The sequence below is a fragment of the Mesobacillus maritimus genome, assembly GCF_023715205.1.
GTDB classification, from domain to species: domain Bacteria; phylum Bacillota; class Bacilli; order Bacillales; family Cytobacillaceae; genus Mesobacillus_B; species Mesobacillus_B maritimus_C.
Genome location: NZ_JAMBNR010000026.1, coordinates 1 through 13,328, shown reverse-complemented (window position 1 = coordinate 13,328; position 13,328 = coordinate 1). Strand labels below are relative to the sequence as shown.

General features: G+C 38.0%; 11 protein-coding genes, 10 tRNA genes and 2 rRNA genes. 1 reads left to right on the top strand and 22 read right to left on the bottom strand.

What is annotated here, in order from left to right:
• Positions 1–340: 340 nt before the first annotated feature.
• From M3182_RS23955 to sigW, 9 genes are all read right to left on the bottom strand, one after another.
• Entirely contained in the window at positions 341–1,114 is a 774-nt protein-coding gene (locus M3182_RS23955) for a hypothetical protein (RefSeq protein WP_251437044.1), read from the bottom strand.
• A gap of 422 nt (positions 1,115–1,536) precedes the next feature.
• Positions 1,537–2,823 (bottom strand): ATP-binding protein, encoded by a 1,287-nt coding sequence (locus M3182_RS23950; protein WP_251560371.1) that lies wholly within the window; start codon positions 2,821–2,823, stop codon positions 1,537–1,539.
• Positions 2,824–3,227: 404 nt separating this feature from the next.
• Positions 3,228–4,325, bottom strand: a complete 1,098-nt coding sequence (locus M3182_RS23945) for a mechanosensitive ion channel family protein (protein ID WP_251560369.1) — start codon at positions 4,323–4,325, stop codon at positions 3,228–3,230.
• Positions 4,326–4,599: 274 nt separating this feature from the next.
• Positions 4,600–4,986, bottom strand: a complete 387-nt coding sequence (locus tag M3182_RS23940) for a DUF302 domain-containing protein (RefSeq protein WP_251437037.1) — start codon at positions 4,984–4,986, stop codon at positions 4,600–4,602.
• Between the two features lie 297 nt (positions 4,987–5,283).
• Entirely contained in the window at positions 5,284–6,633 is a 1,350-nt protein-coding gene (gene glmM, locus M3182_RS23935; protein WP_251560367.1) for a phosphoglucosamine mutase, read from the bottom strand.
• A 63-nt stretch (positions 6,634–6,696) separates the two neighbouring features.
• Positions 6,697–7,929, bottom strand: a complete 1,233-nt coding sequence (locus tag M3182_RS23930) for a CdaR family protein (protein ID WP_251560365.1) — start codon at positions 7,927–7,929, stop codon at positions 6,697–6,699.
• On the bottom strand, positions 7,922–8,749 hold the full coding sequence (cdaA, locus tag M3182_RS23925; protein ID WP_251437031.1) for a diadenylate cyclase CdaA: 828 nt from the start codon (positions 8,747–8,749) through the stop codon (positions 7,922–7,924). Before cdaA ends, M3182_RS23930 begins: the two co-directional genes overlap by 8 nt.
• 158 nt (positions 8,750–8,907) lie before the next feature.
• Complete coding sequence (locus M3182_RS23920) at positions 8,908–9,528, bottom strand: zf-HC2 domain-containing protein (RefSeq protein ID WP_251437029.1); 621 nt, start codon at positions 9,526–9,528, stop codon at positions 8,908–8,910.
• 17 nt (positions 9,529–9,545) lie between these two features.
• Positions 9,546–10,109, bottom strand: coding sequence for an RNA polymerase sigma factor SigW (gene sigW / locus M3182_RS23915; RefSeq protein WP_251437027.1), 564 nt, complete (start codon positions 10,107–10,109; stop codon positions 9,546–9,548).
• Between the two features lie 154 nt (positions 10,110–10,263).
• Here sigW and M3182_RS23910 point away from each other — a divergent pair, with 154 nt between their 5' ends.
• Positions 10,264–10,440 carry a Spo0E family sporulation regulatory protein-aspartic acid phosphatase gene (locus tag M3182_RS23910; RefSeq protein ID WP_349775475.1) on the top strand — a complete coding sequence of 59 codons (177 nt, stop codon included), beginning with the start codon at positions 10,264–10,266 and terminating at the stop codon, positions 10,438–10,440.
• A 381-nt stretch (positions 10,441–10,821) separates the two neighbouring features.
• Here the strand turns inward: M3182_RS23910 and rocF are convergent, their stop codons facing one another.
• The 13 genes from rocF to M3182_RS23845 all read right to left on the bottom strand — a co-directional run.
• Positions 10,822–11,718: an arginase gene (rocF, locus tag M3182_RS23905; RefSeq protein WP_251560362.1), complete on the bottom strand. Its 897-nt coding sequence runs from the start codon at positions 11,716–11,718 to the stop codon at positions 10,822–10,824.
• A 178-nt stretch (positions 11,719–11,896) separates the two neighbouring features.
• Positions 11,897–11,972, bottom strand: a tRNA-Ala gene (locus M3182_RS23900).
• 10 nt (positions 11,973–11,982) lie between these two features.
• Positions 11,983–12,057 (bottom strand) — tRNA-Gly (locus tag M3182_RS23895).
• Positions 12,058–12,110: 53 nt separating this feature from the next.
• A tRNA-Lys gene (locus M3182_RS23890) sits at positions 12,111–12,183 on the bottom strand.
• Between the two features lie 5 nt (positions 12,184–12,188).
• Positions 12,189–12,263, bottom strand: a tRNA-Gln gene (locus tag M3182_RS23885).
• 54 nt (positions 12,264–12,317) lie between these two features.
• A tRNA-Tyr gene (locus tag M3182_RS23880) sits at positions 12,318–12,402 on the bottom strand.
• A 6-nt stretch (positions 12,403–12,408) separates the two neighbouring features.
• A tRNA-Thr gene (locus tag M3182_RS23875) sits at positions 12,409–12,481 on the bottom strand.
• A 32-nt stretch (positions 12,482–12,513) separates the two neighbouring features.
• Positions 12,514–12,589, bottom strand: a tRNA-Val gene (locus M3182_RS23870).
• 70 nt (positions 12,590–12,659) lie between these two features.
• Positions 12,660–12,734: transfer RNA gene (locus tag M3182_RS23865), tRNA-Glu, on the bottom strand.
• A gap of 12 nt (positions 12,735–12,746) precedes the next feature.
• Positions 12,747–12,819 (bottom strand) — tRNA-Thr (locus tag M3182_RS23860).
• Positions 12,820–12,865: 46 nt separating this feature from the next.
• A tRNA-Asn gene (locus tag M3182_RS23855) sits at positions 12,866–12,940 on the bottom strand.
• A 15-nt stretch (positions 12,941–12,955) separates the two neighbouring features.
• Positions 12,956–13,071 (bottom strand): 5S ribosomal RNA (rrf, locus tag M3182_RS23850).
• A gap of 133 nt (positions 13,072–13,204) precedes the next feature.
• A 23S ribosomal RNA gene (locus M3182_RS23845) occupies positions 13,205–13,328 on the bottom strand; the annotation flags it as partial.

Sequence of the window (13,328 nt, the reverse complement as noted above, 5' to 3'; positions counted from 1 at the left end):
GAATTTCCTCTTAATCAGGAAAATAGCCCTAAGTATGCGTATATAGACGGAGATATTCCGTCTATTCACCGAAAAAACGTGGAAATAGGTAATTTTGCATTGCTTAATCGGAAAAACTCCGCTTATTTCCCCAGAACAAAGCTCTAACTGCATTTTAACCGGAAAGTCTCCGCTTATTCTTAATGTTTGTGAAAGGAAGCAGAACCAGTTATAAGTTTTTAGGTAACCTTTTTCTATAAAAGATATGCAAAAATAAAAAATGCTTAAGCACCCTGTTCATTTTCCCAGCTTAAGCATTTTTATATAAAGTAGGAATACACCCAATCCTGTATGTATAAGATTATTCCGCTTGTAAGCTCCATTCTTTTAATTTTTTATCAAAAATGAGTCGACCATCTGGGGGATTGTTACTTGCTTGGGAAAATCCATCAAACATATCGTCCATATCATCATAGTCACCAATGACCCATAGAGGCAAGTCTAATCGGTTCCTGCTATGTTCTACTTTACGCAAGGCAAAAACTACTCCCTCTTTAAAAACCGGCGTTAATGCCTTCAAAATCTCTTTGTTAATTGGAGGATACTCTCGTTTTTTTCGCATTCCTAATAGGGTTTTCTCGGTCTTTTGCATCATTATTTTCCTAGGAATTACTTGCCCCAACATTCGAAAAAAGTCATTTAAATTACGATAATAGATTTTGTTCAACCAACCATCATCTTGGGACAAATAAGCAAAACGATTTCCTAACTGATTGTAAAAAGGGAGTTTTAAATGGTGTTTAGTATGTCCTAAGTACAGGATTTCAGCCAGTTCCTGTGGTGAGAGAACATTTACCCCTTCTAATTCTTCAAAATCAATCCAACAAAAATCACCGTAATTTGCGATGTTTTCTTCCATCAACTTCTGCAGGCTTTCCTCATGAACATAATGAAGTAACGTATGATTATTAAATTCACCTTCTTCAAACTTATGCTTTAAAAGCAACAGTTTTTGTAAGGAATCAGACAAGGAGCGAGAAAATTCATAGAACTCTATTCCTGATGACAAAACAAAATGATCCCTATCGTTCAAATGAAAATATAAGAGTTCCTGATTATTTGAATTTTTTTTCAAACACAATCCCCCCTGGCCTTTCTAATCAATGATTAACAAAATTTTGTGAACTATTCCCATTTTACTATAACTAAATTGGAAATACTCTTAACTTGCTTTTTAACTAGTTTTTAGGTGCCTTCAAAAAAATTTTCTTCCTCAAGAGAATTAATAATAGGAAGAAGCGCCTTTATCCATTAAGCGCTTCCTAATCATTATTTTATTAAGTAAATAGGACTATGAGAAATTACGGATAAAAAATAGCACGAGGAAAATCATAAAAGCATAAAAGCTAACATATAGAAGAACCGTGGTAAAAAAGCCCTTCACCTTTTCTAAGGATAGTGTATTTTGTTTTCTCGCTCGCGCTCTCATGAAATCCCCCTCACCCTTTTCCTAATCATATCCAATATTTTCTTGTTTTTTGTATCATATCATAGATTCTAGTAGAATACGCACCAAAGGGAAACAAATATTCCGACTAATAATGCGCGAGATGTTGGAATTGGAAGAAGCAGTGTGAAAGTCGTCCCTTTTCCAAGCTCGCTTTCAACCACCATTTCCCCTTTCATTCTCTGAATAATATCATAAGAAATCATTAACCCTAAACCTGTTCCTTTTTCCTTTGTCGAATAATAGGGATTCCCAATACGCTTTAATTGAGTTTGATCCATTCCTATCCCTTCATCCTGTAAGGAAATCCGAACTCCTTTTAAATCCTTAATAGCCTTTATGTAAAAAATTCCCCCTTTAGGCATCGCTTCGATTCCGTTTTTCACCAAATTAACAATTACTTGTCTAAATTCATGAGGATCTGCTTTTATTGTTAAACCTTGCTCAATTTCATTAATGATTTCAATATTCGAGTAGTGGGAATAAGGTCTCATAAATTCGGTAATTTCATGTAACACAAGCGAGAGATTAATTTCTCCAAATTGGTGAGAATTGGGTCTAGCTAAGGATAAAAAATTATTAATTATGGTTTGAGTCCGGTCTAGCTCCTGAAGTGAAATTTCAATATACATATTTTGACTCGAAGTTAAATTCTCCTCACCTTTTAAAACCTGCATAAATCCTTTAATTGTTGTGATTGGGTTGCGAATCTCATGAGCAACCGATGCTGCTAGTTGACTTATAGCGGAGAACTTTTCCGCTTTATGAAGTTCGCTCATTGCTTTCAACTGAAAATTCGTCATTTCAATAATATAAATTACAAGTACAAGCGCTAGAAAAGCTACGACAGAAAAGACGAGTAAATATGGGAGTTGCTCAGTATTCTGTTGTGTAAGAAGCAAAGCGGCTCTTGTGGAGGTAATAATGAGATAGATAGAAAACGCAAGAGAGATTCTTTTAAAAATGTCCCCATTCCTAAATGCCTTTTTCAGGAGCATAAAGGACAAAAAAACAATTCCATAATTTAAAATTGTCATTAGCACACTTCCACCTATTAAAGAACTAAGAAGAGTAAGAAAGCCGATAAGTCCAAGACATACATTTGGACTAATATAAAAGAAGCTAATAAAGACCGGGAGAAATCTTAAATCATATTGACTCCCGTCTACAAATTGAATTGGGAAAATAACGGTGACGAAAAGGGTTATATAAGTTGAGATGATAAATACGAGATGATAATTGATTCTTAATTTCTGCATATAAACGAAATTGTACATAAAACCAAGGAACAAAATGATAGAAAAGTGCAGGAGTAAATCTTTAATAAACGACATCATTTTTAATCACCCCAAATGTTTCCCGTGGAACATTGTCAAATTTCCAGGGAAATTAGCATATGATCACTCTGTTACTTAGGAAGTGGAACAATTACCTACAAAGTCCGACAAGGTTTTTTGAATTTGGACAGAAACCTTATTTATCGTGACGAAGTTTCTGATTCCTCTTCTATTTTGCTCTTTATTCTCTTTATTGGCTATCTGTTTAACAGAACTTTAACAAAGAATACAAACCTTTGGGTCCCCTCTCGTCTCCTCTCAGACGGCTCAACTATTATCTGGCTTTCATCTAACAATTGATGATTAGTGCACTTTTTGTCGGAAGCGAACAGGCTATTACTAAAAGCTGTCATCGCAAAAAAACTTAACCAGGGTCATACCCGATTAAGCCTTCTGAGTGCGGATTAGTTCTCTCCTTTTAAGAGCTTTCTACTTGTTAACTGCTCCATTTCAACATCAGGATAAAGTTTTCTAGCTGGGATAGCAATCTCAACACCTTCATTTTCTATGATCTTAAGGATTTCAAAATTGATTTCTTCTTTTATCCTTAAAAATTCTGCCCAAACCGTTGTTTTAGTGAAAAAATAGAGAAAGATCTCATATCCATTATCACTATATTTATCGAACGTGGCAAAAATGGTTTCAGGGTGTACTTCATCATGTTGATTTAATATATTTCTAATCTGTTTTACAATGCCCTCTAGCTTCTCTCTAGGCGTGTTATACGCGATTCTCAATTGGAAACTAATTTGCCGTTTCCCCATTTTGCTCCAGTTTGTGATATTTTCATTCGCTAACGTAGAATTCGGTACCGTTACGAGAGCTTGAGCAAAAGTCCTAACGCTTGTACTACGAAACGTAATATCCTCAACTGTTCCTTCTACGCTAGGCGTCATGATCCAGTCACCTATCGAAAAAGGCCTTTCCGTAATAATGACCACGCCTCCAACTAAATTCCCTAGAGCATCTTTTGCTGCTAAAGATATGGCTAGACCACCAATTCCAAGACCTGCAACAAAACCACTGATATCATACCCGAACTCCTGAGCGATAATCGTGAAAGAAATAGCCACAATTACAACCTTAAGGGCTTTTGACAAAAATGGGATTAGGATTTCATCAATCTCCATACTATATTTCTTATTCAAACTGCGGAAAAACACAGACGATCCTGAGGCTAAATTGATTAATCCCCAACTGATCAAAAAAATGAGTGAAGCCCTAATAAGACTCAAAAAGAATGGATTATGTTCATTAAAATATGGAAAATACTCAGCGGATACAAAGATTCCAATAATGAGAAATACCCATTGTAAAGGCTTCTCAAAAGCTAACATGATTTGCGAAAAGAACGGACTTGGCGCCTTTTTTACTACCCATAGAAGAAGTTTAAAAACATATTTTGAAAAGATTTTCCTAAAAATCATAAATAGCAAAAAAATGCCTAGTGAAATCGCAATATTCTCTACCACCTCTGATGAGAACCAAAGATTCCCAAACATGCTTATATTCCCCCCTAACAAATTCTTGTAATATAATATCACAATCCCCTACAAATCTGCCTCTAAGAAAATTGACCGTAGCACGACAAAGTCTCTTAATAATAGTGTCCCCAAACATTCACTTTTTTGTTGTATGCTAAACTAAGATTGACTAACCGTTCTGGATAAAGCCATGTCATCAAGTTGCAAAAACAAACACAATTTCTAAAAATGGCACCTTTAAGATTCCCAACTATAGACGATAAAAAAGCTAGCTGCCACGTAGACAGCTAGCCTATACACTTTTTTTTATTACTTGTATTAAACGCTTCTCGATGTCTTGGGCCATTTCCTTTAGTTGAGGGTTATCGACCATACTAATAAGCGCAGTTGGATTTGGCATCCCTATTTTAGTTGCTCCATTTTCTTTATAAACAACCACTTTACACGGAAGGAAATAGCCTGCCAATATGTTTTCTTTTATTACTCGTTCCGCTTCCTTTGGATTACATACTTCTAAAACCTTAAATTCCTCATCTAATTGGAAACCTTTCTCCTGCAATTTCTCCTGTAGATTAAATGTCCATAACACTCCAAAACCTTCATCCTTAAGATTTGTCTCTAATGATTGAATTGCTTGTTCAACATTCTTTTCTGTATCTAATGTGAAATGAAATTCCATGGTTTCACCCTTTCAACATTTTCGTCTTCTTTACTATCCCCACCTAACTTATTCCTATTATGAATAACGAAAGCCTGGCAATCCGACGATGAAAGGAAAATCTAAAAAGAACATTTGACACATTAATTGGTATAGCCCTACGTGTCGTGTTTTGATAAACTCCTGGTGCCCGCTCCTTTCGGTATACAAGAGTCCAAAAAACTACTTGCAGAATGGCAAACCATTAGATGATTTTACGCAAATTAAACGGCATAAGAGAAATCTCTTATGCCGTTTAATTTTTTATCCAATGAAAAACTACTCTTTTAATCCCATTTCCGATTCGACAACCGCTACAATGCGATTTACATACTCGCGACATTGCTCTTCCGTCGGAGCTTCTGCCATTACACGCACTAATGGCTCTGTACCGGAAGGACGGACAAGAATCCGGCCATTTCCATTCATTTCTTCCTCTACTTGTTTAATGACTTCACTAACCTTCAGATTATCAGTAACATGATGTTTATCGACAACGCGTACATTAACCAAAACTTGAGGGAACTTCTTCATTTCTGCCGCAAGCTCAGATAAACGCTTTTCAGTTACCTTCATAATATTGACTAATTGAAGCCCCGTTAATAAGCCATCACCGGTTGTATTATAATCTAAGAAAATGATATGCCCTGATTGCTCTCCGCCTAGGTTATAGCCATTACGCTTCATTTCTTCGACCACATACCTGTCTCCTACCGCCGTTGGTACACTCTTTATCTCTACGTTTTCTAATGCTTTATAAAAGCCCAAATTACTCATTACCGTCGAGACAACTGTATTTTGTTTCAAGCGATTCTTTTCATTAAAATACTTCGCACAAATATACATGATTTGGTCGCCGTCAACAACTTGTCCATTTTCATCAATAGCGATTAGACGATCACCGTCGCCATCAAAAGCTAAACCCACATCTGCCCCTTTTTCTTTTACAAACCCTGCTAAAGCTTCAGGATGGGTAGAGCCCACTCCATCATTAATGTTTAAGCCATTTGGAGATGCACCCATTGTAGAAATATCTGCATCAAGGTCAGCAAATAAGTGCATCGCAAGAGAAGAAGTTGCTCCATGTGCACAATCAAGGGCAACATGAATACCAGAGAAGTCCTCATCCACTGTTTGTTTTAAATACTGTAAGTATTTTTGGCCACCTTCGAAATAGTCATTTACTTGTCCAAGGTTTGCTCCAACCGGACGAGGAAGCTGATCCTCTGGCAAATCCATTAGCTCTTCTATTTCTAGTTCTTGTTCATCCGAAAGTTTGAAACCATCCGGTCCGAAAAATTTAATTCCATTGTCAGCTACAGGATTATGAGAAGCCGAAATCATCACACCAGCTTGGGCACCTAGAGCCTTCGTAAGATAAGCCACTCCCGGAGTAGAAATAACACCTAGACGCATAACCTCTGCACCGATGGATAATAACCCTGCTACTAAAGCTCCTTCTAACATATGTCCAGAAATTCTTGTATCTCGACCAATTAAAACCTTTGGGCGGTCTTGATCTTTTGTTAACACATAACCGCCAAAACGCCCTAATTTAAAAGCTAACTCTGGAGTTAGTTCGCTATTTGCTACTCCACGAACTCCATCCGTACCGAAATATTTACCCATTCTATTTATCGCTCCTTATTTGCTGGTTAAAGTAACCTAACTATTTCTAATCTATTTCACCGGTTAAGCTTCCTTTTTAGTAATTGTAACATTTGCCTTTTCAGAAGCTAAGCTCCAGTTAATGTCATTCGGTGCTGATACTTGAATATCAACGCTATGTTCACCTTCTTCTAATCCTGACACATCTATTACTAATTCGAAATCCTCGGGTTTTAACGATTCTATTAGGTCTGTTTGACCACTCGCAGTTAAACTAACCTCTCCATTTTTAGGCTCTACTAAAGCCACTTCATGGTCCTCTGGCTGTCCCGTAATTCTTAACGGAACATTTGATAGGGTTACTTCATCTTGTTTCTTTATTTTTATCGACAACTTTGCTGTCTGCGGTGAAACTTCTAGGACTCCATTGGAAATAATAATTGGCATGGTAACTTCTGTATTCTCTGTGATATTGCTAACATCTATCTCTACCCTTACCTTTTTTACATCCTTAAGTACCTCGGGATCTGCAACAATCGTTGCCTCCTCTACATCTGATGTAATTGATTCAATCGTAACCCCTTCAGGTGGCTTCCCTTTAGGAACAATATCTACTGGAACTGTTTTACTCGATTGATTAACCGGGATTGAAACCTCTACTGTTTCCGGCTCTACAAGAACATTGAGCTTATTCATATCCTTGTCCAGTACAAGGACACTTGCATCCCTTCTAACGGTTTCCCTTGTACCTTCTTCTACATTTACGTTTGCTTTGACGTAACTTATTTGTTCAATGATATCTTTGGCACCAGTAACTTTTACTTTAGCGGGTTCAACAGTCGGTGACCCTGCAATAAACCCTTCCGCAAGCATTCCCAAACTGAATTCAGGCTCAACATTATAGTCCTTCGTAATTCTCTCTTGGATAGAGACTGTAATATTAGAAGGATCAATTGTTACCGTCAAGCGATCAGAGATCTCTTTGATATTGATTTGGATTTGGTGCTCTCCCATCTCAAGTTTTGTCAAATCTACATATACTTCAAAATCCCTTAAGGCTTTCGCTTGCTGGACAATGTTCCTTGGACCTGAAATTGTTACATTCACCGTCTCCGGGACACCCGTTACAACTAAATTTTCAGTATCGTAATAACTATTTACAGGGACATCCGTTAAGACTTCTGTGTTTTCATTTGATGGAACATTGATGTTCCCCGATTTATTTAAATTTGTATTTGGCACTGATGCGAATAACATAAAGGCTAATACTAACGCTACTCCTCTTAAAAACCAAGGATTATCTAACCATTTATCCATCCTTCTTCACCCTCCAATTCCACCGGGTTGAAGTTGTGCTATTGGCTTTCGCATGGGCTAAAAATTCACTTTCTAAAAGTTCCCTTAAGTGGTCTATACTAACATCACGGTAAAGTTCTGCATTTTTCGTAAGTGATATATTCCCCGTTTCCTCCGAAACAATGACGGTAATACTATCCGTTACTTCACTTATGCCCAAAGCGGCTCTGTGTCTTGTTCCAAGTTCTTTTGATATAAACGGACTTTCTGATAAGGGCAGATAGCACGCTGCCGCGGCAACATGACCTTTTTGAAGAATCACCGCTCCATCATGAAGAGGCGTATTAGGGATAAAAATATTAATGAGCAATTCTGATGAAATTTTTGAATCCAGCTGAATGCCTGTTTCAATATAATCGCTCATCCCTGTTTCCCTTTCTATAGAAATAAGGGCACCTATCCGCCGTTTAGCCATATAGTCTGTTGCTTTAATAATGGCCTCAACCATTTTTGCTTCATTTTCTTCCTCATTTGAAGCGGACCTCGAGAACAATCTCCCCCTACCTAATTGTTCAAGTGCTCTTCGAAATTCCGGTTGAAATATGATAATAATAGCCAGGAAACCCCATGTGATGGCCTGTTCCATAATCCAACCTAGAGTGTTTAACCCAAACACATCACTAGCAAACTTGATAATGAGGATCACAAAGATTCCTTTAAGTAGTTGAACAGCTTTTGTTCCACGAATGTATCCAATTGCCTTATATATGACAAACCAAACAAGGAGAATGTCAACAATATTGGCCATGTATTTTAATAAATCCCAATCAGCAAATGACATTGCCTTTCCTCCAAAAGTTTAGTGAAAACTCGGTTCTACATATTTTTGAACGTCTGACTTTTGTAACTTTATTATTATATCACAACAAGTGCGAAATTTATGAATACCACCTCACAATGCCAATTAAAAATAGAAGAAAAGTCACTCAAATTGAGTGACTATTGATCATCCTCGCTTAAGTTAAGAACATCTTTTGTCGTCGTTTTTATATGGTACCAAATCCATTCAAACAATGCATCTACTTCGCTTATCTCACCAGTTACTTTCCCTGCTCCAGCAAGATACTTTTCTCCATTTATTACCGTGACATCGCCTTGCACTTCTCCTTCAATTTGAATCTTTCCATTTCGAACGACAAGGTCTCCTTTCACAACTTCACCTTCAGGGACGATAACCGTATCATTCTCCACCTCTAAATTCGGTTGCTTAGAATAAGAGAACTGCTCATTTTGACTCCAACTTGAGAACAAACTACCCGCCATAAGAATGAGAAATAAGGAGGCTGCCGAGAACAATGGATGTTGCTTGAACCACCGGCTAATCTCTACTTTCCGCTTTTCTTTTGGGAGGTTCGCAATCACATTTGCCGTAAAGTCTACCGGAGCCTTAACATGACTTGTACTCTGAACAAATGCAATTGTCTTTTTCAATTCATCAAAATGTTGCTTACAAGCCGCACAGGTCTGTAAGTGCTCCCTAAGTTCCTGTTCCTTCTTTTCTGTAATATCTTCATCTAAATAGTCATGCATGAATGCAATATATTTTTCTGAACAGCTCACTTTCCTTCACCTCGGCTTTATATACTTTCCAACTGCTTCCTTAAGAATTCTCTCCCTCTATGCATCCTTGTTTTCACCGTACCTAAGGGCAAATCAAGGATTTCACTAATTTCATTCAGCGATAACTCCTCAATATATTTCAAAACAATAACTGTTCTATACTTTTCCGGTAAATTCGCAATTTCTCGCTGCACCGTTTCCTGAAGTTCCAAACTAACTAGCTTTTCTTCCGGTAAAGGGTGATCCGATGAGATTTGTGAATACATATTTAGACCTTCTGTCCCCGGAACCTCAGCATCGAGAAAATAATCAGGTTTTTTCTTTCTTATCCGATCAATGCATAGGTTAGTCGCAATTCTATATATCCAGGAAGAAAACTTCTTATTTTGATTAAATCCTTGTATGTTCACATATGCCCGGATAAAAGCCTCCTGTGCTACATCTTCTGCCTCATGCCGGTTTCCCAACATTCGAAAACAAAGTTGAAAAATTTTATCTTTATATAACTCCACTATTTCCCCGTAAGCATTTTGGTCACCTTTTAAAACTTGTTTAATCCGCGAATTGACGATTGTTTCCATTCTTACCCTCCGCTCTATCTGCGGCTATCCTATTTACGAACTGATAGCTAAAAAGGTTTCAATTTAAACCCCAATATAAAACATTCTAACAAAAATTTACTGTTGTTGTTTAAAAACCTATAAAAAGGATATAAAAATAATAGACCAATGAAAAGTGGTGAGGGTGTTGTTAAGCATTCATTTATTAAAAAAAGACATTGAAGATTGTCGAGAGGAAATGGTTCGTTTAGCTTTAATTACTTCACTTTCCGATCAACGCGTGATCGAGACTAGTAAAAAACTAGACAAATTAATAAATACGTATTATAAATTATCTACAAAGAGTTCTTAATCATTCCGTCCGTATGTAGTTTCGGTTGCTGCTAACATGCATAAAACGTAGAGACAATCTTTTTTTATAGACTGTTTTCGTAAAGTTTTTTTAAACGCGAAATAAGCCTTTCTCTGCGTTATTACTCAGTTTGTAAGTTCTTTTCTCATCTCGAAACGAACTTTAAAATGGAATCATAGCTAAATCATTTTATATTTCCTTTAAAAAGCAACAATATTTGAGAAAAGAGACTTTTTATAAGACAAATATAAAATGAAATTCAAATTCAATTAAAAGGAAAACACAGCAGCAAATCGCTGCTGTGTTTTTTTAGGCTCTCTTCTCTCCCTAATTTCCTAGGAAGGAAACCAATGTACTCTATATTAATCCATAAAAGCTTTTTTATAATAATCGATCACCAAATAATGAGTTCATTAAAGCAACAGCTGCAATTGCCGTTTTATTTTTCTCATCAAGAATCGGATTAACTTCTACAAACTCTGCCGATGTAATTAAATTTGTCTCTGCAAGCATTTCCATCGCTAAGTTGCTCTCACGATAAGTAATCCCTCCAGTTACTGGTGTACCTACCCCAGGGGCATCTGATGGGTCCAGACCATCTAAATCTAATGATAAATGAATTCCATCCGTACGGCCTTTTAGGTAAGTAATCGTTTCATCCATTACCTTCGCCATTCCTAAACGATCAATTTCATGCATCGTAAACACTTTTATTCCTAACTTCTTAATCAGCACTTTTTCACCATCATCGAGATCTCTTGCCCCAATAATAACCACATTTTCTGGTTTAATCTTTGGAGAATAGCCCCCAAGTTTTGTCAATAGCTCATGTCCAAAGCCCAGGCTTACTGCAAGAGGCATGCCATGTATATTTCCAGAAGGCGATGTCTCCGTCGTATTTAAATCACCATGAGCATCATACCAAATAACTCCGAGATTTTTATAATGCTTACCGATCCCCGCCAATGTACCTATGGATAGACTATGGTCTCCTCCTAGGATTAATGGAAAAGCACCAGACTGAATAATTTTATCAACCTTCTCTGCTAAAATGAGACTTTTTTCTGCAATTAAATCAAGATTACGCAGCTTGGATTCATGATCAATTTTTACTTCTGGACGTCCTACTGGAATATCACCTAAGTCTTCAATTTCATCAAAGAGATGTTTTAATTTTTCAAAAATCTCTGCATAACGTATTGCACTTGGCCCCATATCCACTCCTCGACGCAATTGCCCCAAGTCCATAGGCATCCCTAAAATTGCAAGCTTTCTCATTTTCCCCCTCCTCTCACCCCTTACCTCTATTTTAATCGCAGTATATCGAATGACTCAACTTATCAAAATGCTGAATGTTTATACAATTCTATATAGTCTATTTCATATTTTAGAACGTGCTAATTGCATAAAAAAAACCTTAGGTACTGTGACCTAAGGATTGAATTATATGTATTTATGGTGGAGCCTAGCGGGATCGAACCGCTGACCTCCTGCGTGCAAAGCAGGCGCTCTCCCAGCTGAGCTAAGGCCCCAATGGAATCATGGAGCGGAAGACGGGATTCGAACCCGCGACCCCAACCTTGGCAAGGTTGTATTCTACCACTGAACTACTTCCGCAATTTAGAAAAACAGCTCCTTAATTGCCACTAAGGCAAGAGCTGTTAAATAAATGAGCCATGAAGGACTCGAACCTTCGACCCTCTGATTAAAAGTCAGATGCTCTACCGACTGAGCTAATGGCTCATAAATGGCTGGGCTAGCAGGATTCGAACCTGCGCATGACGGAGTCAAAGTCCGGTGCCTTACCGCTTGGCTATAGCCCAATGACAAAATAAAAAAGGACAGTAATAGTATGTCCAGTTTTTTAAAAACTATAATGGTGGAGGGGGACGGATTCGAACCGCCGAACCCTGAGGGAGCGGATTTACAGTCCGCCGCGTTTAGCCACTTCGCTACCCCTCCGAAGAGTGCCGGCCAGAGGACTTGAACCCCCAACCTACTGATTACAAGTCAGTTGCTCTACCAATTGAGCTAGGCCGGCATATAATAAGGTTTATTCTCTTGTAAAAATAATGGTGGAGGATGACGGGCTCGAACCGCCGACCCTCTGCTTGTAAGGCAGATGCTCTCCCAGCTGAGCTAATCCTCCACATTAAAAGTAATTCTCTCTTAATAGTTTAATATTAAGAAGAGTTATTTTCGCTATTGCGAAAAAACTTTGGTGACCCGTACGGGATTCGAACCCGTGTTACCGCCGTGAAAGGGCGGTGTCTTAACCGCTTGACCAACGGGCCATTATTTAAGAAAGCTTCCAAGCGGGCTCGAACCGCTGACCTCTTCCTTACCATGGAAGTGCTCTACCTACTGAGCTATGGAAGCATTATTATGCGTATAGCCCAAAAACGGAAAGCCGTTTTGAGAAGTATGGCTCCGCAGGTAGGATTCGAACCTACGACCGTTCGGTTAACAGCCGAATGCTCTACCACTGAGCTACTGCGGAATATTCTTAACAACTGCCCGGCGACGTCCTACTCTCACAGGGGGAATCCCCCAACTACCATCGGCGCTGAGAAGCTTAACTTCCGTGTTCGGCATGGGAACGGGTGTGGCCTTCTCGCCATCGTCACCAGACAATTATTATTATAATATCTTTTTGATATTTTTCAAGAGGTTTTTTTGTTCCCTCAAAACTAGATAATGTTTGTAAGAAGAAAAGTAAATACTGAGTATCTAAGTTATTTTCGCGTTAGCGAAAATAACTAATTTGGTTAAGTCCTCGATCGATTAGTATCAGTCAGCTCCACACGTCACCGCGCTTCCACCTCTGACCTATCAACCTGATCATCTTTCAGGGATCTTACTTAGCTAATGCTAAAAGGAAATCTCAT